This is a genomic window from Pseudomonas sp. NBRC 111140 (assembly GCF_001320885.1).
GTDB lineage: Bacteria > Pseudomonadota > Gammaproteobacteria > Pseudomonadales > Pseudomonadaceae > Aquipseudomonas > Aquipseudomonas putida_P.
In genome coordinates this window covers 1-19,063 of sequence record NZ_BCBQ01000103.1, presented here as the reverse complement: position 1 = coordinate 19,063, position 19,063 = coordinate 1, and the positions used below count along the sequence as shown (strand labels likewise).

General features: G+C 61.3%; 17 protein-coding genes and 3 pseudogenes. 11 read left to right on the top strand and 9 right to left on the bottom strand.

From position 1 onward, the window contains the following. Together APH42_RS29975 and gmtX are read left to right on the top strand one after the other, a co-directional pair. Positions 1-878 (top strand): annotated as a pseudogene (locus APH42_RS29975) (hypothetical protein); the annotation flags it as partial. Then, positions 868-1,500 (top strand): gamma-mobile-trio protein GmtX, encoded by a 633-nt coding sequence (gene gmtX, locus APH42_RS24730; RefSeq protein ID WP_059183340.1) that lies wholly within the window; start codon positions 868-870, stop codon positions 1,498-1,500. The pseudogene APH42_RS29975 and the gene gmtX, both read left to right, overlap by 11 nt. Before the next feature lie 136 nt (positions 1,501-1,636). On the opposite strand, the pseudogene APH42_RS24725 reads toward gmtX, so the two are convergent. The 3 genes and pseudogenes from APH42_RS24725 to APH42_RS24720 all read right to left on the bottom strand — a co-directional run. Beyond that, positions 1,637-1,843, bottom strand: a pseudogene (locus tag APH42_RS24725) (cupin domain-containing protein); the annotation flags it as partial. 96 nt (positions 1,844-1,939) lie between these two features. Next, positions 1,940-2,106 (bottom strand): annotated as a pseudogene (locus tag APH42_RS29555) (cation transporter); the annotation flags it as partial. Between the two features lie 24 nt (positions 2,107-2,130). Then, positions 2,131-3,012, bottom strand: coding sequence for a LysR substrate-binding domain-containing protein (locus APH42_RS24720; RefSeq protein ID WP_060494439.1), 882 nt, complete (start codon positions 3,010-3,012; stop codon positions 2,131-2,133). Between the two features lie 78 nt (positions 3,013-3,090). Between APH42_RS24720 and APH42_RS24715 the strand changes: the two genes are divergently transcribed. Continuing rightward, positions 3,091-3,855, top strand: a complete 765-nt coding sequence (locus tag APH42_RS24715; protein ID WP_060494438.1) for a sulfite exporter TauE/SafE family protein — start codon at positions 3,091-3,093, stop codon at positions 3,853-3,855. Here APH42_RS24715 and APH42_RS24710 read toward each other — a convergent pair. Next, positions 3,845-4,159 (bottom strand): putative quinol monooxygenase, encoded by a 315-nt coding sequence (locus tag APH42_RS24710; protein WP_012274194.1) that lies wholly within the window; start codon positions 4,157-4,159, stop codon positions 3,845-3,847. The genes APH42_RS24715 and APH42_RS24710 overlap by 11 nt on opposite strands. A gap of 162 nt (positions 4,160-4,321) precedes the next feature. On the opposite strand from APH42_RS24710, the gene APH42_RS24705 reads away from it, so the two are divergent. The 3 genes from APH42_RS24705 (at position 4,322) to ggt (ending at position 7,681) form a co-directional block, all read left to right on the top strand. Further along, a complete protein-coding gene (locus tag APH42_RS24705) occupies positions 4,322-4,912 on the top strand; it encodes an NAD(P)H-dependent oxidoreductase (protein ID WP_012274193.1) in 591 nt (196 codons plus the stop codon). A gap of 87 nt (positions 4,913-4,999) precedes the next feature. Further along, positions 5,000-5,896 carry a LysR family transcriptional regulator gene (locus tag APH42_RS24700; RefSeq protein ID WP_041166788.1) on the top strand — a complete coding sequence of 299 codons (897 nt, stop codon included), beginning with the start codon at positions 5,000-5,002 and terminating at the stop codon, positions 5,894-5,896. Positions 5,897-6,013: 117 nt separating this feature from the next. Beyond that, positions 6,014-7,681: a gamma-glutamyltransferase gene (ggt, locus tag APH42_RS24695; protein ID WP_060494437.1), complete on the top strand. Its 1,668-nt coding sequence runs from the start codon at positions 6,014-6,016 to the stop codon at positions 7,679-7,681. A 130-nt stretch (positions 7,682-7,811) separates the two neighbouring features. On the opposite strand, the gene APH42_RS24690 is transcribed toward ggt, so the two are convergent. Next, positions 7,812-9,731 (bottom strand): methyl-accepting chemotaxis protein, encoded by a 1,920-nt coding sequence (locus APH42_RS24690; RefSeq protein WP_060494436.1) that lies wholly within the window; start codon positions 9,729-9,731, stop codon positions 7,812-7,814. Positions 9,732-9,904: 173 nt separating this feature from the next. Continuing rightward, a complete protein-coding gene (locus APH42_RS24685; protein ID WP_060494435.1) occupies positions 9,905-10,798 on the bottom strand; it encodes a neutral zinc metallopeptidase in 894 nt (297 codons plus the stop codon). Positions 10,799-10,998: 200 nt separating this feature from the next. Here APH42_RS24685 and pcaH point away from each other — a divergent pair, with 200 nt between their 5' ends. After that, on the top strand, positions 10,999-11,718 hold the full coding sequence (pcaH, locus tag APH42_RS24680; protein WP_012274188.1) for a protocatechuate 3,4-dioxygenase subunit beta: 720 nt from the start codon (positions 10,999-11,001) through the stop codon (positions 11,716-11,718). A 10-nt stretch (positions 11,719-11,728) separates the two neighbouring features. Next, positions 11,729-12,334, top strand: a complete 606-nt coding sequence (gene pcaG, locus APH42_RS24675; RefSeq protein ID WP_012274187.1) for a protocatechuate 3,4-dioxygenase subunit alpha — start codon at positions 11,729-11,731, stop codon at positions 12,332-12,334. Positions 12,335-12,377: 43 nt separating this feature from the next. Here pcaG and trmA read toward each other — a convergent pair whose 3' ends face one another. Continuing rightward, a complete protein-coding gene (gene trmA, locus APH42_RS24670; protein WP_012274186.1) occupies positions 12,378-13,463 on the bottom strand; it encodes a tRNA (uridine(54)-C5)-methyltransferase TrmA in 1,086 nt (361 codons plus the stop codon). Beyond that, positions 13,460-14,755, bottom strand: coding sequence for an NCS2 family permease (locus APH42_RS24665; RefSeq protein WP_012274185.1), 1,296 nt, complete (start codon positions 14,753-14,755; stop codon positions 13,460-13,462). Before APH42_RS24665 ends, trmA begins: the two co-directional genes overlap by 4 nt. Positions 14,756-14,954: 199 nt before the next feature. Between APH42_RS24665 and APH42_RS24660 the strand changes: the two genes are divergently transcribed. Further along, positions 14,955-15,434 (top strand): GNAT family N-acetyltransferase, encoded by a 480-nt coding sequence (locus APH42_RS24660; RefSeq protein WP_012274184.1) that lies wholly within the window; start codon positions 14,955-14,957, stop codon positions 15,432-15,434. Positions 15,435-15,459: 25 nt separating this feature from the next. On the opposite strand, the gene APH42_RS24655 is transcribed toward APH42_RS24660, so the two are convergent. Further along, complete coding sequence (locus APH42_RS24655) at positions 15,460-16,689, bottom strand: MFS transporter (RefSeq protein WP_060494434.1); 1,230 nt, start codon at positions 16,687-16,689, stop codon at positions 15,460-15,462. Positions 16,690-17,033: 344 nt separating this feature from the next. Between APH42_RS24655 and APH42_RS24650 the strand changes: the two genes are divergently transcribed. Both APH42_RS24650 and cydB read left to right on the top strand, forming a co-directional pair. Beyond that, a complete protein-coding gene (locus tag APH42_RS24650) occupies positions 17,034-18,470 on the top strand; it encodes a cytochrome ubiquinol oxidase subunit I (protein WP_012274182.1) in 1,437 nt (478 codons plus the stop codon). A 3-nt stretch (positions 18,471-18,473) separates the two neighbouring features. Then, positions 18,474-19,063, top strand: a 590-nt coding sequence (gene cydB / locus APH42_RS24645; RefSeq protein WP_082421463.1) for a cytochrome d ubiquinol oxidase subunit II, incomplete at its 3' end; no start/stop codon positions are given.

The window sequence follows — 19,063 nt, the reverse complement described above, 5'->3', positions numbered from 1 at the left end:
CTGCAAACGTAATTTTTGATTGGGGAATATGCCCGATGTCGGCTGCCGCCTGCAATATAGGTGGTGATCTCATTGAGAATGTATATGCCGCGGTTGAAGCTGGGTATCTAGGGCAGAAAAATTGTCCTCGTTGTCGTTTCTTTGTTTCAGGGATAGCATTCTTAGGAGGATTGGTTTCATTGGCGAATGAGATAGCTCTTGAAATTCATGATGAAAGCGGTAGATATCAAGCTTATACAGCTGAACTGGATGAGTTGGAAAGCGCCTGGTACGATGCGAGCATCAAAGATCTACCATTTGATCGGGAGCTGGACCGTAAACGTTCAGTCGCTCAACAGCAACAAAGTGCAGCAAAACTCGAAGTGTTGTTACGTGACTATGGGGCTGTCAATCGCTACGTAATGGATTGCGTAAAAGCAATCGATCACACTGAGTCAGAAAATAGTGAGGCAGAGCTTAAGTTAGTTGTTTCGGAAGACCTGAAGGAGATGAGCTTCAGGGCCTCAGAGTCGACCTACCATCTGCTGTCTGAAATCTGTCAAAATGCAACTATTTACAGATCTGCGAACCCATCTCGTGCCTTGCCATTGATTTCAGAAATGATCGACAGGATGGCAGCTAATAACGGGTTGCGGCCAGCAATGTATAAGCTTACAAATGCGCAAAAGCTTGCTGCATGCAATCAGTTAAATTCGTTGCTGATGAGTCGTCTGCATTCCTGGGAAAGAATCGATAATTTGATCTCAGGGAAGTTAATGATATTGGATGTTGATGAATATCAAGCCGGTTTGACTCCCATAACATCCGAAATCAAGGCGATTTTTTCGAATTACGTATCGCTTACCTCTGGTGCGCATGGAGACGAGAATGATGAGTGAGCTTCCAGAAGTGGTATTTGAAAGGTTGACATCCGAAGCAAGTGACTCTCGACGCCGTCGAAGTCTGGAGGCGATCAACGAAGCTTGTAAGATTGCTGCGAGCCTTGAGGTAAAGGACTTCTCATACAGAGCTCTGCTGGCTATGGGACAAGCTCGCGGCTTGGCAGTACCCAGTGAAAAGTCGATTGTGAATCCTACAGGGGAACATTACAGATTGCTAATCCATGCTTGGAAACAAGCATCGATGCCAGCTCCAACGCATCAATTCTCTGATGCATTATCTTGGGTCTCGAGTATCGAAGATCCGGTGCTGAAGTTAAATGTTTCTTTGCTGGTAAAGGAGTTGAAGGCGTTAAAATCAAAGATGCGTCGACAGCTTTCTAGTGGCATGACGCCCATTTTTTTAGGTGCGGTTGAAGGGAAAACACCTGAAACATACTTTCGGCTGAGGGAGGTTGAATTATCGGCGCTGAGGTTTGCAATCGATGAGGATAATCTGCGTCAGATGGGACAGACAATCGGGCCTCGTGGCGAGGTCTCGGACTCCAAGGGCCGTATCATTCAAAAACCGGGATTCAGAGATGCGATTGAGAAAGTGTTGACCTTGGAGAGGGGAGGTTAGCAAAGGGCCTTATCGGTGGCTTCGATTTAGGAACTGGATGCTGGGGTATCCTAAAATTATTCCCAAAAAAAAATCAAGAAAAACAAGTCGATAACGTATTTTTGTTGGTTTTGGGATATTTTTGGTTTCACTAAGCGAGGAAGTGGCAGAACTCCCACTTCTCGTAGTTGACCTCGAACTTGCCTGGGGTGCAGATCCAGGTGCCCATGATCTTGCTGCCGTCGGCAGACAGGTAGGCATTGAGGTTGACGGTGTGCGGATCGCCGCCGATGCGCTTCCACTTGGTGGCGTCCACGACCGGCGTCGGGCAGGTTTCGCGCAGGACGGTGATGAAATCGGACATGGCACAACTCCTGGTGACTGGCTGAATGACGGGTCACCATAGGCCCATCGGCCGAGCCGCAGTTGCCTGGGCTCGACGTCCAGCTGCCTGCCCGCGCTATGCCAGGCGTTTTACCTCGACGGTGATGTGCGCCAGTTCTTCGTGCCCGCCCAGAGCCTTGCGCACGCTGTTGGCGCTGAGAGCGACTTGGCTGGCCAGCCGAGAATGCAGGCGTACCGGTCTTTGCCCACGCGCCATAAATGCAGGTCGGTGATGCTGGCCGGCACTACCTGCACTTGTTGCTTGCCTCAGCCGCAGAGTGTGGTGACCAGCCCTGCGGCATAGCCCGGTAGCGCAGTAAAATCCCGCGCGCATACCAGCAACTTGCGGTTGGCCCATGGTTCCTCAAGCGCTACCCAATGCAACGGCAACATCCCTTGCCAGCGCTGCACCGCTGCCAGCGGCACCACCCCGACACCTGCACCGCCCGCCACCATGCGAATCACCCCGTCAAACCCTTCTGCCCGCACCCGAATCCGCATGCGCCGCCCCTCGCGCAGCGCCTGCTCTTCCAGGTACAGTGCCAACGCGCTGCCAGCCCCAAGGCCGACATAGCCATGGCTCAGGCTTTCGATGAAGCTGGGCGCGGCTGCATGGGCCAGCGGGTGGCCCAGCGGTGTCACCAGCACCAGCGGGTCGTCGCGAAACGGCCGGGTTTGCAGATGCTCGCTGGGGGCAGCGGTGGAAACGATGCCCAGGTCGGCGATGCCCTGGGTAATCGACTGCACGATGCGCAAGCTCGGCAGCTCTTGCACGTCCACGCTGACACCGGGGTTTTCCGCCAGGAAGCTGGCCAGCAGTTCGGGCAGGTACTCGGTAAGCGCAGCGGTGTTGCACAGCAGGCGCACCTGGCCTTGCTGCCCCTGCGCATACTGGCTTAGGTCGAACTGCAAGCGCTCGACTTGCTGGGTTATCAGCCGCGCATGCTGCAACAACGCCTGGCCGGCCGGCGTCGGTTGTACGCCACGACGGTTACGCTCAAGCAAAGGAATACCCAGCGAGGCTTCCATGGCGCGGATGCGCGCACTGGCCGCTGCCAGTGAAAGATGGCTGCGGCTGGCGCCGGCGGTGATGTTGCCGCACTCCAGGGTGTGTTGGAACAGCTTGAGGTCGATCAGGTCGAAGTGCATGTGGCTCTGTCTCGGCAAGAGGCTGGCTGAGTATATGGCAGATTTTCACCTCGTTCGCTGCACGCCATCATCGGCCCCATGACTACCTTGCTCGCTTTCTACCAGAACATTGGCCCAGCACTCTCGCTGCTGGTGGTACTGACTTTCCTACTGGCTGGTGCAGTGAAGGGGGTGATCGGCCTGGGCCTGCCGACCATTGCCATGGGCTTGCTGGGCCTGGCCATGTCACCGGCGCAGGCTGCCGCATTGCTGATCGTGCCCTCGACCCTCACCAATCTTTGGCAGTTGGCCAGCGGTGGGCACCTGCGGGCGCTGCTGGTGCGGCTGGGGCCGATGCTGGTGATGATCTTTGTCGGTACATGGCTGGGCAGCGCTTGGCTGGGAATCAACAGCGGCCCGTGGGCTGCCCACGCGTTGGGAGCCGCCTTGCTGGTCTATGCGTTGTATGGGTTGGTCGGCCTGGGCTTTCATGTGGCTGCGGGGCACGAGCGTTGGCTGGGGCCGCTTTGCGGCCTGGTCACTGGCGTGGTCACGGCGGCGACTGGGGTGTTCGTGATGCCCGCTGTGCCCTACCTGCAGAGCCTGGGTCTGAGCCGAGAGCAGATGATCCAGGCCTTGGGCCTATCATTCACGGTCTCGACCCTGGCCTTGGCCGTTGGCCTGGCCGGGCAGGATGCCCTGGGTGGCCAGGCGCTGGGGGCATCGCTGCTGATGCTGGCGCCGGCCCTGCTTGGCATGCTGGCCGGGCAGTGGCTGCGTCAGCGCATCAGTGCGCTGCTGTTCAAGCGTTGCTTCTTCATCGGCCTGGCCGTACTCGGCGGCCATCTGCTGATTAACGGTTAGCAGATGATGCGCTGAGCATGTCGACCCGCTGGATATCGAAATCGCGCTCCAGGTATTCCATGCGTTTTTCGAAGAACGCTGTCATGTGCGGCAGGGCCGAATGCACGTCCAGCGCAGCCTGGTCGGCCCACACTTCGAAGAACACGAACAGGCTCGGGTCTTCCTTGTCGCGCAGCATGTGGTACTCGATGCAGCCTGGCTCCTGGCGGCTTGGCTCGACGTAGGGGCGGAACAGTGTTTCGAACGCATCAGCCATTTCCGGGCGGGTCTTGGCTTTGAGGATGAAGGCGAACTGCTCACTCATGGGGCGCTACTCGATGATGGTTGGTGAGCTGATTCTACGGCAATAATTCATTGCCAATTCGTGACTTCTGATCAATTGTATTTTGCCCCGTCACTGCTGTATCCCACACCCGTGAGCCTCTAATCTGCCGGCCTGAATTTTGATTCGGCCGTGGAGGCCAGCATGAAAAAGATCCTTCTGCTCAATGGTGGTAAACAGTTCGCTCACTCTGATGGCCGTCTCAACGCAACCTTGCACGAAGCGGCCCTCGCTCATCTGGACCGCGCCGGGTTCGACGTGCAGCAGACATTCATTGACGGTGGTTACGATGTGCAGGCAGAGGTGGAGAAATTCCTCTGGGCTGATGTGATCGTCTACCAGATGCCCGGTTGGTGGATGGGGGCGCCGTGGACGGTTAAGAAGTACATCGACGAAGTCTTCACGGCAGGCCACGGCAGCCTCTACGCCAATGATGGCCGCACCCGTTCGGACCACTCGCAAAAGTACGGCAGCGGCGGCCTGGTGCACGGCAAGCAGTACATGCTGTCGTTGACCTGGAACGCGCCGCAGCAGGCGTTCGATGACCCGAGCGATTTCTTCGAAGGCAAGGGTGTTGATGCCGTTTACTTCCCGTTCCACAAGGCCAACCAGTTCCTTGGCATGAGCGGCCTGCCGACCTTCCTGGCGGTGGATGTGATGAAGCGGCCGGATGTGCCGGCTGCCTTGGCAGCGTATGAAGCCCATCTGGACAAGGTATTCGGCAAGGCGCAGTAATGGGAGGTTGGGGCCGCGCAGCGGCCCCTTGCACAGACTCCGATGACCCGCTATCAATCACCGCATACCCCTGCCAAGGCCAATCGTGTGATAACCCGATCCGAAGAACTCCAGGTATTCGTCGCCGTCATCGACTGCGGCTCGATCTCCGCCGCCGCCGACCAGATGGGCCAGACCCCCTCCGCCGTCAGCCGCACCCTGTCGCGGCTGGAAGGCAAGCTGGGCACCACGCTGGTCAACCGCACCACCCGGCGCATGGACCTGACCGAGGAGGGCCGTTTCTTCCTCGAGCGTTCGCGGCTGATCCTGGAGCAGATGGACGAGATGGAAGAGCGCCTCTCGATGAACCGCCAGACCCCCTCCGGGCGGCTGCGCATCAACGCCGCTGCGCCGTTCATGCTGCATGCCATCCTGCCGTGGATCGGCGAGTTCCGCCGCCAGTACCCGGGCATCGAGCTGGAGCTGAACACCGACGACTTGATCATCGACCTGCTGGAGCAGAGCACCGACGTGGCGATCCGCATCGGTGAGCTGGCCGACTCCAGCCTGCATGCGCGCAACCTGGGTTGCAGCCCCGTGCAGGTACTGGCCAGCCCTGCCTACCTGGAGCAGCACGGCACACCGCAGCGCGTCGAGGATTTGGCCAACCACTGCCTGCTCGGCTTCAGCCAGCCCGAATCGCTCAACCATTGGCCACTGCGCCACGCCCAGGGCGACCGCTTCAGCATCCGCCCGGCATTGCTCGCCTCCAGTGGCGAGACCCTGCGCCAGCTGGCGCTAGCCGGGGAGGGCATCGTCAGCCTGTCGCATTTCATGACCCACGAAGACATCCGCACCGGGCGCCTCCAAGTGCTGCTGGGCGAAGCCAATAATGGCTACCGTCAGCCGATCCACGCGGTCTACTACCGCAACACCCAGCTGGCGCTGCGTATCCAGTGCTTCCTGGACTTCATCCAGCGCAAATTGGCGATGTACGCCTGCTGAGTTGCCTGAACGCGACAAATCCTGCCCACAGGCGGCGAAACTTCCTACGGTTGATTGCACAGTCGAAGCGCTTCGGCCTTACTGACTGCTCAACAAAAACAACACCAAGGAAGTGTCATGCGTATTGTCCCGTTCCAGTACCTGGCTCTCGCAGCCGCGATTCTGAGCTGTTCCTCGGTTTACGCCGCCAACCTGGAGGGCGGCGCGGTGGCCGCACCTGATCAATATGGTGCACAGGTAGCCGCCGACATTCTGAAAAAGGGCGGCAACGCGGTGGACGCCGCAGTGGCAACCGCCTTCACCCTGGCGGTGACCTACCCCGAGGCCGGCAACATCGGTGGTGGCGGCTTCATGACCCTGTTCATCGACGGCAAGCCCTACTTCCTCGACTACCGCGAAGTCGCGCCCAAGGCCGCCACGCGCAACATGTACCTGGACGACAAGGGCGAGGTCATCGAGAACCTGAGCCTGGTTGGTGTACGCGCCGCTGGTGTACCCGGTACGGTGATGGGCTTGTGGGAGGCGCACCAGAAGTTCGGCAAGCTGCCCTGGAGCGAGTTGCTGACCCCGGCCATCGGCTATGCGAAAAACGGCTTCAAGGTGGCGGAAAAACAGTACCAGTACCGCAACGATGCCCAGGGCATGTTCAAGACAGCGACCAACTTCAACGACTACTTCGGCAACATGAAGGTTGGCGAGCTGTTCAAACAGCCGGAAATGGCCCAGACCCTGGAGCGCATCGCCGACAAGGGCGTGAGCGAGTTCTACCAGGGCAAGACCGCCGACCTGCTGGTGGCGCAGATGCAGGCCGACAAAGGCCTGATCACCAAAGAAGACTTGAAGGACTACAAGGCCGTGTGGCGTGAGCCGATGGCCGTAAGCTGGCGCGGCAATGTGGTGTACACCGCCCCACCGCCGAGCTCCGGTGGCGTGGCACTGGCCCAGTTGCTGGGCATCAAGGAAGACCGCGCGGCGGACTTCAAAGGGGTGGCGCACAACTCGGCGCAGTACATCCACCTGTTGGCAGAGATCGAAAAGCAGGTGTTCGCCGACCGTGCCGACTACCTTGGCGACCCGGCCTTTACCAAGGTGCCGGTGGACCAGCTGGTGGCCAAGGATTACCTGGCCAAGCGCGCCGCGCAGGTCAACCCGAAGGCCATTTCCGACACCGACAAGGTCAAGCCAGGGCTGGAGCCGCACCAGACCACGCATTTCTCGATCGTCGACAAGCAAGGCAATGCGGTCAGCAATACCTACACCCTCAACCTCGACTACGGCAGTGGCGTGGTGGTGAAGGGCGCGGGCTTCCTGCTGAACGACGAGATGGATGATTTCAGCGCCAAACCGGGTGCGGCTAACGCCTTTGGTGTGGTCGGCGGTGATGCCAACGCCATCGAACCGGGCAAGCGCATGCTTTCATCGATGAGCCCTAGCCTGATGACCCGCGATGGCAAGGTCGAGCTGGTGATCGGTACCCCGGGTGGTTCACGGATCTTCACCTCGATCTTCCAGGTGATGAACAACCTGTACGACTACGGCATGCCGTTGGACAAGGCGGTGGCGGCGCAGCGGGTGCACCATCAGTTGCTGCCCAAGGACACCATCTACTTTGACAGCTATGCGCCCCTGACCGGGCCGGTAGCTGATGAACTGAAGAAGATGGGTTACGTGCTGGAGGACCAGGGTTGGGAGATGGGCGATATCCAGGCGATCCGGGTGGATGGGGCGAAGCTCGAGACCGCTTCTGATCCGCGTGGGCGTGGGGTGGGGATGATCGTCAAGTAAGTCTGTTCGGGCGCTGGGAGGGCTTCGCCCTCCTTTCGCGACACAAGGCCGCTCCTACAGGGGAACGCGATTTCCTGTAGGAGCGGCCTTGCGTCGCGATGGGCCGCTAAGCGGCCCCAGGGGCTTCAAGTCAGACGCGGAACTGGCTGACCAGTGTCTGCAACTGCCCACCCAACCGCGCCAGCTCAACGCTCGCCGACGCCGTCTCGTCACTGGCCGCCGCCGTCTGCTCCGACACATCACGTACATTCAGAATGCTGCGGCTGATCTCTTCAGCCACCGCACTCTGCTGCTCTGCCGCCGCGGCAATCTGCTGGTTCATCGACTGAATGCTCGACACCGTGCTGGTGATGCTCTCCAGCGAAGCCCCGGCCTTGCGCGCCAGTTCGACGCTGCTGTCGGTCAAGCTACGGCTGCCCTGCATGGCACTGGCCACTTGCTGGGTACCCTGCTGCAGGCTGGCAATCAGCTCTTCGATCTCTTCGGTGGACTTCTGCGTGCGTTGGGCCAGGCCGCGCACTTCGTCGGCGACCACGGCAAAGCCACGCCCGGCCTCGCCGGCGCGCGCCGCCTCGATCGCCGCGTTGAGTGCCAGCAGGTTGGTCTGTTCGGCCACTGACTTGATCACGTCCATCACGCTACCGATCTTCTGGCTTTCCTGCTGCAACAGGGTCATGGCCTCGGTGGAGCGGTGCATGTCTTCGGCCAGGCGCTCGATCTGGCCAATCGCCTCGCCCACCACGCGGTCACCGGCGCGGGCTTCGTCATCGGCACCGGTTGCGGCATGCGAGGCCTGCTCGGCATTGCGCGCCACTTCCTGAACGGTGGCGGCCATTTCGTGCATGGCGGTGGCTACCTGGTCGGTCTCGACCTTTTGGCTGTTGGCGCCGGCGCTGGTCTGTTCGGTCACTGCCGACAGTTCTTCGGCGGCGCTGGCGATTTGGGTGACGCCATCGCGGATGCCACTGATAAGTTCGCGCAAGGTAGTGCCCATTCGCGCGATGCCTTGCTGCAGTACGCCCAGTTCGTCGCGGCGGGTGACGCGCATGTGCTGGGTAAGGTCGCCGCTGGCGATCTTCTCCACGGCCACCAGGGTGTCGTGCAACGGGCGAGTGATCTGGCGGGTGATCAGCACCGCTGCCAGCACACCGACCAGCAGCGCCAGCAACGTGGCGATGGCCTGCAGGCTGCGGGCCTGGGTGCTCTCGATGTCACGGCGCTGCAGCTGGATCTGGTACAGCGCATCGCTTCGCTTGACGATATCGGCGCCCTGCACCGTCATTTCGGCACGTGAGGTGGTGATGTTGGCGACCGCATCGCGGAACTGGCGCACGGCGTCACGGTAAGCCAGTACCGAGCTTTCGAACTGTTGCAGGCGGGCGTCTTCGGCGGGCAGCTGGCGCTTGAGGTTGTCGATGTCGGCCAGCGCTGCATCCAGCTGGCGCAGGGCGGCCTGCTCGTTGGCGATGCTGTTGTCGGCGATGTAGCCGCGCACATCGATGCGTACCTGCAGCAGTTGCTGGCGGGCCTTGCTGATCAGTTGGTACTGGGCCAGGCGCACGCTGTCGGCCTCGGGGCGTGCCATCACTTCCTGGCTGAGGGCGTCCATGGCCTGGTCGGCACGGGTGGCCGAGCTGTCCATGGTAACGCGTGCGCTGCGGGTGGCGTCGTAGCCCTGGCGCATCTTGTTCAACGAAAGCTTGTAGGCGCTGATGGTGTCGCCCAGCTCACCCAGCAGCTTGATGTTTTCCGGGCTTTTGAACGTGGTGGCCAGGTAGGCTTGCTGCTTGCTGAAGGCGTCCAGCTTGGCCTGGGTGTTGGCGGCGGCAGTATCGTCGCCGTTGGCGATCATGTACTGCAGGCGCGCAATGCGCAGGTCAGTGAGATCCTTGTTCAACTGGCCGATATCGCCCATCCAGTTGCTGCGGTCGATCAGGCTGCCCAGGCTGGTCCAGCCGGTGAGGGCCAGCAGGCCAGTGAGGACCAGCACAAGGCCGAAGCCCAGGCCGAGTTTGAGGTTGACGCTGATGTTGGCGAACCAGCTGTTCATGCACGCTCTCCAGAAGTTGATTTCGCTCTTTTGATCTTCGATCGCCAGGCGTTGTTGTTCTGGATGCCCGCTGACTCGTGCAGGAGTTATCGGCAATGATGGGGGAAGCTGAAACGCTTTTTCAGCAGATTTGTAACTGGATGATTGGGGCCGCCAAACGGCCCCAATCCGTGTCAGAGGTTACGTGCACTGAAGGTATCGCAGCTGTTCACTTCACCCTCGGCAAACCCGGTCTTGAACCAGCGCACCCGCTGCGCCGAAGTGCCATGGGTGAAGGAGTCCGGCACCACACGCCCACGGCCCTGCTGTTGCAGGCGGTCATCGCCAATGGCATTGGCCGCATTCAGCGCTTCCTCGACGTCACCTGGCTCCAGCCAATTCAGGCGCTTTTGGGCCTGGTAGGCCCAAACACCGGCCAGGCAGTCGGCCTGCAACTCCTGGCGCACCAGCAAGCCGTTGTCGCCCTCCATCCGCTGGCCACTGCGACGTGCGGCATCGACCTTGGCCGAAACGCCCAGCAGTGTCTGCACGTGGTGGCCGATTTCGTGGGCGATCACATAAGCCTGGGCAAAGTCGCCGGCCGCAGCGAAGCGGGTTTCCATTTCGCGGAAGAACGACATGTCCAGGTACACCCGCTGGTCCGCAGGGCAATAGAACGGCCCGACCGCTGCGGAGGCAAAGCCACACGCCGAGTTGACCTGGCCGCTGAACAGCACCAGCTTGGGGTCACGGTATTGTTTGCCGGCCTCGGCGAACAGGGCCTTCCAGGTGTCTTCGGTATCGCCCAGTACCGAGGCGACGAACTCGGCCTGCTGGTCGTTGGCCGGCGGCGCCTTGCCGCCCGCACCACTGGGCGCCGTCTGTTGCTGCTGCTGTTCCATCTGGCCGGTGAGCTGGCCAAGAATCTGCAAGGGGTCCTGCCCGGTAAGCCAGCCGATACCGACGATCAGCAGAATCGCCCCGAGCCCCAGCCCTTTGCCGCCGCCGAAACGCATGCCGCCGCCACCGCCACCCTCGCCTCGGGCATCGACCACGTTGTCGCTGCGTCGGCCTTTTCGCCATTCCATGAGTGCTCTCCCGAGCGTGAAACAAGAAGACAAAGATTAGTTCACGACAGCGGCAAGTGTCAGGGCAAAGTGTTTATGTATAACCATTTGGTTATGTTTCGTGTGGTTGATTTCAATATTCATCGTGCGCGACCTGTCGGAAACTGTAAGTCCGCCTGCCACGCCCAGGCGTTCAGATAATTCCAAGAGAGGAAACCGGCATGCCCGCACAGGACAACAGCCGCTTCGTGATCCGTGATCGCAACTGGCACCCCAAAGCCCTTACGCCTGACTACAAAACGTCCATCGCCCGCTCGCCGCGCCAGGCACTGGTCAGCATTCCGCAGTCGATCAGCGAAACCACTGGTCCGGACTTTTCCCACTTGGGCTTCGGCACCCACGACCATGACCTGCTGCTGAACTTCAACAACGGTGGCTTGCCGATCGGTGAGCGTATCATCGTCGCCGGCCGTGTCGTCGACCAGTATGGCAAGCCTGTGCCGAACACCCTGGTAGAAATGTGGCAAGCCAACGCCGGCGGCCGCTATCGCCACAAGAACGACCGTTACCTGGCCCCGCTGGACCCGAACTTCGGCGGCGTTGGCCGCTGCCTGACCGACCGTGACGGCTACTACAGCTTCCGCACCATCAAGCCGGGCCCGTACCCATGGCGCAATGGCCCGAACGACTGGCGCCCGGCGCACATCCACTTCGCCATCAGCGGCCCGTCGATCGCCACCAAGCTGATTACCCAGTTGTATTTCGAGGGTGACCCGCTGATCCCGATGTGCCCGATCGTCAAGTCGATCGCCAACCCTGAAGCCGTGCAGCAGTTGATCGCCAAGCTCGACATGAGCAACGCCAACCCGATGGACTGCCTGGCCTACCGCTTCGACATCGTGCTGCGTGGCCAGCGCAAGACCCACTTCGAAAACTGCTGAGGAACCCGCCATGCCAATCGAACTGCTGCCGGAAACCCCTTCGCAGACTGCCGGCCCCTACGTGCACATCGGCCTGGCCCTGGAAGCGGCCGGCAACCCGACCCGCGACCAGGAAATCTGGAACCGCCTGGCCAAGCCTGACGCGCCGGGCGAGCACATTCTGCTGATCGGCCAGGTGTACGACGGTAACGGCCACCTGGTGCGCGATTCGTTCCTGGAAGTGTGGCAGGCAGATGCCAACGGCGAGTACCAGGATGCCTACAACCTGGAAAACGCCTTCAACAGCTTTGGCCGCACCGCTACCACCTTCGATGCCGGTGAGTGGACGCTGCACACGGTCAAGCCGGGTGTGGTGAACAACGCTGCTGGCGTGCCAATGGCGCCGCACATCAACATCAGCCTGTTTGCCCGTGGCATCAACATTCACCTGCACACGCGCCTGTATTTCGATGATGAGGCCCAGGCCAATGCCAAATGCCCGGTGCTCAACCTGATCGAACAGCCACAGCGGCGTGAAACCTTGATTGCCAAGCGTTGCGAAGTGGATGGGAAGACGGCATATCGCTTTGATATCCGTATTCAGGGGGAAGGGGAGACAGTCTTCTTCGACTTCTGATTCAAACCTTTGGGGCCGCAAAGCGGCCCCAAAGGTGCGACGGTCAGCGCCTGACCAGTAGAACCCCGCTCTCCATATGGTGGGTATAGGGGAACTGGTCAAACAACGCACACCGCTCGATACGGTGCGTGTCCTGCAACTGGGCAATGTTTGCCGCCAGCGTTTCCGGGTTGCACGAGATGTACAGGATCCGCTCGAAGCGCCGGGTCAGCTCGCAGGTATCCGGGTCCATCCCCGCCCGCGGCGGGTCGACGAACACGGTACCGAACTCATAACTTTTCAGGTCGATGCCTTCCAGTCGACGGAAGGGTCGCACCTCATTCAGCGCCTGGGTCAGCTCCTCTGCCGACAACCGCACCAGCCGCACGTTATCCACAGCGTTCTCGTCGAGGTTGCTCAACGCGGCATTGACCGATGTCTTGCTGATTTCGGTGGCCAGCACCTGGCGCACACGGGTAGCCAGCGGCAGGGTGAAGTTGCCGTTGCCGCAGTACAGCTCCAGCAGGTCGTCCTCACGCTCACCGATGGCCTCGAAGGCCCAACTGAGCATCTTCTGGTTCACCGCACCGTTGGGTTGGGTGAACGCGCCTTCCGGTTGGCGGTAGCTGAACACACGGCCTGCCACGTCGAGTTCTTCAATCGCGTAGTCGCGGCCGATCACCAGGCGCTTGCCCTTGGAGCGGCCAATGACGCTTACGCCCAGCGCTTCAGCCAGTTGCCGCGCTTCCACTTCCCATGCCTCGTCCAGCGGGCGGTGGTAGCACATCGTGATCATCGCATCGCCAGCCAGGGTGGTGAGGAACTCCACCTGGAACAGGCGGTTGCCCAGTTCCTCGCTGGCCTGCCAAGCTGCCTTCAGGCGCGGCATCAGGGCATTGATGCGCTGGCTGGCAATGGGGAAATCGTCGATCAAGATCGCCTTGTGCTTATCGCCCTGGGCAAACATGGCGTAGTGGCGCTGGCCATCCTCGCGCCACAGGCGGAATTCGGCGCGCAGGCGGTAGTGCTCACGCGGCGAATCGAAAACGGCCGGCTCCGGCGCGCCGAACGGCGCCAGCAGCTCGCGCAGCCGGGCCACCTTGGCGTCCAGCTGGGTGGCGTAGGAGGAGGGGTCGAAAGCAGCACTCATGCGTTGAACCAGCCCAGCTTGATGACGAACAGGATGGAAAGGATCACCAGGGCCGGGTTCAGGTCGCGGTGGCGGCCGGAAATCAGCTTGACGGCGGTCCAGGAGATGAAGCCGAAGGCAATGCCGTTGGCGATCGAGTAGGTCAGCGGCATGGCCAGGGCGGTCACCACCACCGGTGCGGCTTCGGTGACATCGTCCCAGTTTATTTCCGCCAGGCCAGAGGCCATCAGCACTGCGACGAACAGCAGGGCCGGGGCGGTGGCGAATGCCGGTACGCTACCGGCCAGCGGGGCGAAGAACAACGCCAGCAGGAACAGCACGGCCACCACGATGGCGGTCAGACCGGTGCGGCCACCGGCACTCACGCCCGCAGCGGATTCGATGTAGCTGGTGGTGGTCGAGGTGCCCAGCAGCGAACCGGCCATGGCGGCGGTGCTGTCGGCGATCAGGGCACGGCCCATTTTCGGCATGTGGCCGTCCTTGCCCATCAGCCCGGCGCGCTTGGCCACGCCGATCAAGGTGCCGGAGTTGTCGAACAGGTCGACGAACAGGAAGGCGAAAATCACGCTGACCAGGCCGACGTCCAGCGCGCCAGCGATGTCCAACTGCAAGAAGGTTGGGGCCAGCGACGGCGGCATGGAGACGATGCCACCGAACGGCGTCACGCCCATCACGATCGAGGCGATGGTCACCGCCAGGATGCCGATCAACACGGCGCCGCGCACTTTCAGCGATTCCAGGCCGACGATCAGGAAGAAACCCAGGGTGGCGAGGATCGGTGCGGGTTGCTTGAGGTCGCCCAGGCCCACCAGAGTGGCCGGGTTATCGACGACGATGCCAGCGTTATGCAGGGCGATCAGCGCGAGGAACAGGCCGATACCGGCGGCAATCGCCGAACGCAGCGGCAACGGGATACTGTTCACGATCCATTCGCGGATGCGGAAGATCGACAGCAGGAAGAACATCACCGCCGACAGGAACACCGCCCCCAGCGCCACCTGCCAGGTGTGGCCCATGTGCAGCACCACGGTGTAGGTGAAGAACGCGTTCAGGCCCATGCCCGGTGCCAGGGCAATCGGGTAGTTGGCGATCAGGCCCATGGTGGTGGAACCGATGGCTGCAGCCAGACAGGTGGCGACGAAGATCGCCCCTTTGTCCATGCCGGTCTCGCCGAGGATGCTCGGGTTGACGAACAGGATGTAGGCCATGGCCAGGAAGGTGGTAACGCCCGCAAGAATCTCGGTGCGCACGTTGGTGTTGTGTGCTTTTAGTTGAAACAGCCTTTCCAGCATGCCCGCTCCCCAAGGCGCCCCCGGCGCCATGAATGTATCGACCCCATCAGCAAAGCACAGACCGTACCGGTTGCCGTGGTTTTGTGTGGGGAGGAAAAAAGCCGCGCATCATACCAGCATGCTCGGTGAGCGGTAATCAATGTCGCGATATACTGCCGATTCTGCGCCGCGCGGCATGCGGCCTCGTGGGAGCAGCGCTGTGCAGTTGATTGACTACCGTGACCTGAACCAGGCCCAGCGCGCCCAATTGCTCGATATCCAGCTGCACCCAGCGCAGCAACGCCATGCCGGTGATGTGGCCAGTGCGTTGTATCTGCTGCTCAACTGCAAAAGCGATCAACGGCGTGCACTGGTGATTGTGCTCGACAGCGTGCCGCAAGGGTTGCTGTTGCTTCAGTGCGGGGCATTTCTACCCGCCTGGGCCAAGCCTGGTGCGGCGATGATAACGGCCTTGCAGGTCGACAAACGCTTGCAGGGGCGTGGCTTGGGCCGTGGGTGCATGCAGGCCTTGCCGGCAGTGGTGCGCGCGATGTGGCCGGATGTCGAATGCCTGCAATTGTCAGTGGACCGCGACAACCATGCGGCGTTGGGTTTGTACCGCGCCACCGGCTGGATGGACAGTGGCGATGGCTACACGGCCCGCAGCGGCCATGAACGTTGCATGACCTTGATGCTCTGAGCGGCCAGCGATCGGGCCACGGCGTTCAGTTGGTGGGCTTGCTGTGCAGTTGATCGCGCTTGGCCAGGGTCGGGAACAGCTTTATCCATACCCCGGTCACCACCAAGGTGCCCACCCCGCCCATCACCACCGCCGGCACTGTGCCAAACCAGTGCGCCGTCACCCCCGATTCGAACTCACCGAGCTGGTTCGAGGCACCGATGAACAAGCCGTTCACTGCACTCACCCGCCCGCGCATTTCATCCGGTGTCTCCAGTTGCACGAACGAGCTGCGAATGACCATGCTGATCATGTCCGCCGCGCCCAGCACCACCAGCACCGCCAGCGAGAACCAGAACGAGGTCGACAGGCCGAAGGCGATGGTCGCCACGCCGAACACGCCAACGGCGGTGAACATGGTCCGCCCGACTTTGCGCTCGAACGGGAAGCGTGCCAGCCACAGCGACATCAGCAACGCCCCCACCGCGGGTGCCGAACGTAGCAGGCCAAGGCCCATCGGGCCGGTCAGCAGGATGTCCTTGGCGAACACCGGCAGAAGCGCGGTGGCCCCGCCCAGCAACACTGCAAACAGGTCCAGCGAGATGGCGCCGAGGATATCGGGCCGGCTGCGGATGAAGCGGATGCCGGCCAGCAGCGATTCGATGCTGGCGCGGCCACGTTGGGCGACTTGGCCGCGTGCCTGCAGGCTCAGGGTCAGCACACAGGCAATGGCGTACAGGGCAACAGTCGGGCCATACACCCAGATGCTGCCGAAGGCATACAGGAAACCGCCCACTGCCGGTGCCACGATGGTGGCCGACTGGGTGGCCGACGCCGAAGCCGCCACCGCCCGCGGGAACAGCCCAGGTGGCACCACATTGGGCAACAAGGCCTGGGTTGCCGGCATTTCGAACGAGCGCGTGGCTCCGAGCAGGAAGGCCAGGGCAAAGATCAGTTCGCGGGTGACGTTGTCGGTCGCGCTGCCCACCGCCAGCGCCAGGGCAATCAGCCCCTGCAGGCTCTGGCACAAGGCAGCGACCTTGCGCCGGTCATAGCGGTCGGCGACATGCCCGGTGTGCAAGATGAACAACACCCGTGGGGCGAATTCGACCAGACCGACCAGGCCCAGGTCCAGCACATTGCCGGTCAACTGGTAGAGGTGCCAGCCAATGGCCACGGTGAGCATCTGGAAGCCGCTGGCGGTGAACACGCGGGCCAGCCAGAAGGCCAGGAAAGGGCGGTGGTGACGCAACAACTGCGGTGCGGAATCGGACATCGGAAACCAGGGGCCTCGGCGCAGTAGAGGGGTGCGCAGCGTATCATCTGTTTGTAACAAACGGTTACTGTTTGCCCAGGTCGGCACTTTTCCACGGTTTATGAAAGAGGGTGGGGCAACCGGTCACGCGGCAATCAACCACACGGCCCGTCAGGCCATTCGGGACTATGCTTCCTAGCAGTCGTTGATCTGGATCAATCGTTCCAGATGTAACGATCGGGCCCTTGGGCCGAAATCCCTGCGATCGAACAGAACAATTCCAACGCGCCGTACTCGACCCAGTGGGGGCAGTGGGCGACTGGGGCCACAAGCCCGGACGCCGGATTATCTGAAGAGGAAGCACCATGTTCGGAATAGAGGCCTTAGAGCTCGCCCGAATGCAGTTTGCCTTTACCGTGTCGTTCCACATCCTGTTCCCGGCCATCACCATTGGCTTGGCGAGCTACCTGGCAGTCCTCGAAGGCCTCTGGCTGAGGACCCACAACCAGGTCTACCGTGATCTCTATCATTTCTGGTCGAAGATATTCGCCGTCAACTTTGGCATGGGCGTGGTCTCTGGCCTGGTCATGGCCTACCAGTTCGGCACCAACTGGAGCCGCTTCTCCGACTTTGCCGGCGCCGTCACCGGCCCGCTGCTCACCTACGAAGTTCTCACTGCGTTCTTCCTCGAGGCGGGCTTCCTGGGTGTCATGCTGTTTGGCTGGAACCGCGTCGGCCGTGGCCTGCACTTCTTCTCCACGGTGATGGTGGCGCTCGGCACACTGGTTTCGACGTTCTGGATCCTTGCCTCCAACAGCTGGATGCAAACCCCACAAGGCCACGAGATCATCGATGGCCGGGTGGTGCCGGTGGACTGGTTTGCAGTGGTGTTCAACCCCTCGTTCCCCTACCGCCTGATGCACATGGCCACAGCCGCGTTCGTTTCCACCGCGTTCTTCGTCGGTGCTTCGGCGGCTTGGCACCTGCTGCGCGGGCGTGACAACCCGGCCGTGCGCAAGATGCTGTCGATGGCCATGTGGATGGCGCTTATCGTCGCCCCGATCCAGGCGGTGATTGGCGACTTCCATGGCCTCAACACGCTCAAGCATCAACCGGTGAAAATTGCCGCGATCGAAGGCCACTGGGAGAACGTACCCGGCGAGCCGACCCCGCTGATTCTGTTCGGCATCCCCGACATGAAGGCCGAGACTACCCGCTTCAAGGTCGAGATTCCCGCGCTGGGCAGCCTGATCCTGACCCATAGCCTGGACAAGCAGGTGCCGGCGATGAAGGAGTTCCCGCCCGAGGACCGGCCTAACTCGACCATCGTGTTCTGGTCGTTCCGGATCATGGTCGGGCTCGGCTTCCTGATGATCTTCGTCGGCCTGTGGAGCCTGTGGTTGCGCAAGCGCGGCACGCTGTACAGCTCGCGCCCGTTCCTGCATGTGGCCCTGTGGATGGGCCCATCTGGGCTGGTCGCGCTGCTGGCCGGCTGGTTCACCACCGAAATCGGCCGCCAACCTTGGGTGGTGTATGGCCTGATGCGCACGGCTGACGGCGTGTCCAACCACAGCTACGCCCAGCTTGGTTTCACCCTGGTGGCCTTCGTGGTGGTGTATTTCGCCCTGTTCGGCACCGGCCTTGGCTACATGATGCGCCTGGTGCGCAAAGGGCCGCAGACCGGGGAAGGTGACGAGCACACACCGGGTGGCCCTGGCCAGAAACGCACGCCGGCGCGGCCGTTGTCCGCCGCCGATGATGGCCGAGAGGCCACCTCTGCCAGCCTGAACAAGGGGAACTGAGCCATGGGTATCGACCTTCCGCTGATCTGGGCCGTGATCATCATTTTCGGCGTCATGATGTACGTGGTGATGGATGGTTTCGACCTGGGCATCGGCATGCTGTTCCCCTTCGTCAAGGGCGAGCAGGACCGTGATGTGATGATGAACACTGTCGCGCCAGTGTGGGACGGCAACGAAACCTGGTTGATCCTGGGCGGGGCGGGGCTGTTCGGGGCTTTCCCGATGGCTTACGCCGTCGTTCTCGAGGCCTTGTACCTGCCGCTTATCCTGATGTTGATCGGTTTGATCTTCCGTGGCGTGGCCTTCGAGTTTCGCTTCAAGGCCAAGGCCGACAAGCGGCATATCTGGGACAAGGCATTCATCTGGGGGTCGTTGGTCGCCACCTTCTTCCAGGGTGTGGCGTTGGGTGCCTTCCTCGAAGGCTTCAAAGTGGTCGACCGCCATTTCGCCGGTGGCACACTCGACTGGCTTACCCCGTTCAGTCTGTTCTGTGGTTTGGGGCTGATCGTTGCCTACACGTTGTTGGGGTGCACCTGGCTGATCATGAAGACCGAAGGGCCGCTGCAACAGAAGATGCACGACATGGCCCGGCC

What these genes read in the sequence shown, in the direction of transcription:
- APH42_RS24655 (WP_060494434.1), bottom strand. Translation starts at nt 16,689, where the DNA reads ATGTCCGATTCCGCACCGCAGTTGTTGCGTCACCACCGCCCTTTCCTG.
- ggt (WP_060494437.1), top strand. Translation starts at nt 6,014, where the DNA reads ATGCGTATTGTCCCGTTCCAGTACCTGGCTCTCGCAGCCGCGATTCTG.
- APH42_RS24685 (WP_060494435.1), bottom strand. Translation starts at nt 10,798, where the DNA reads ATGGAATGGCGAAAAGGCCGACGCAGCGACAACGTGGTCGATGCCCGA.
- gmtX (WP_059183340.1), top strand. Translation starts at nt 868, where the DNA reads ATGATGAGTGAGCTTCCAGAAGTGGTATTTGAAAGGTTGACATCCGAA.
- APH42_RS24715 (WP_060494438.1), top strand. Translation starts at nt 3,091, where the DNA reads ATGACTACCTTGCTCGCTTTCTACCAGAACATTGGCCCAGCACTCTCG.
- APH42_RS24710 (WP_012274194.1), bottom strand. Translation starts at nt 4,159, where the DNA reads ATGAGTGAGCAGTTCGCCTTCATCCTCAAAGCCAAGACCCGCCCGGAA.
- APH42_RS24650 (WP_012274182.1), top strand. Translation starts at nt 17,034, where the DNA reads ATGTTCGGAATAGAGGCCTTAGAGCTCGCCCGAATGCAGTTTGCCTTT.
- APH42_RS24720 (WP_060494439.1), bottom strand. Translation starts at nt 3,012, where the DNA reads ATGCACTTCGACCTGATCGACCTCAAGCTGTTCCAACACACCCTGGAG.
- pcaG (WP_012274187.1), top strand. Translation starts at nt 11,729, where the DNA reads ATGCCAATCGAACTGCTGCCGGAAACCCCTTCGCAGACTGCCGGCCCC.
- APH42_RS24665 (WP_012274185.1), bottom strand. Translation starts at nt 14,755, where the DNA reads ATGCTGGAAAGGCTGTTTCAACTAAAAGCACACAACACCAACGTGCGC.
- trmA (WP_012274186.1), bottom strand. Translation starts at nt 13,463, where the DNA reads ATGAGTGCTGCTTTCGACCCCTCCTCCTACGCCACCCAGCTGGACGCC.
- pcaH (WP_012274188.1), top strand. Translation starts at nt 10,999, where the DNA reads ATGCCCGCACAGGACAACAGCCGCTTCGTGATCCGTGATCGCAACTGG.
- APH42_RS24705 (WP_012274193.1), top strand. Translation starts at nt 4,322, where the DNA reads ATGAAAAAGATCCTTCTGCTCAATGGTGGTAAACAGTTCGCTCACTCT.
- APH42_RS24690 (WP_060494436.1), bottom strand. Translation starts at nt 9,731, where the DNA reads ATGAACAGCTGGTTCGCCAACATCAGCGTCAACCTCAAACTCGGCCTG.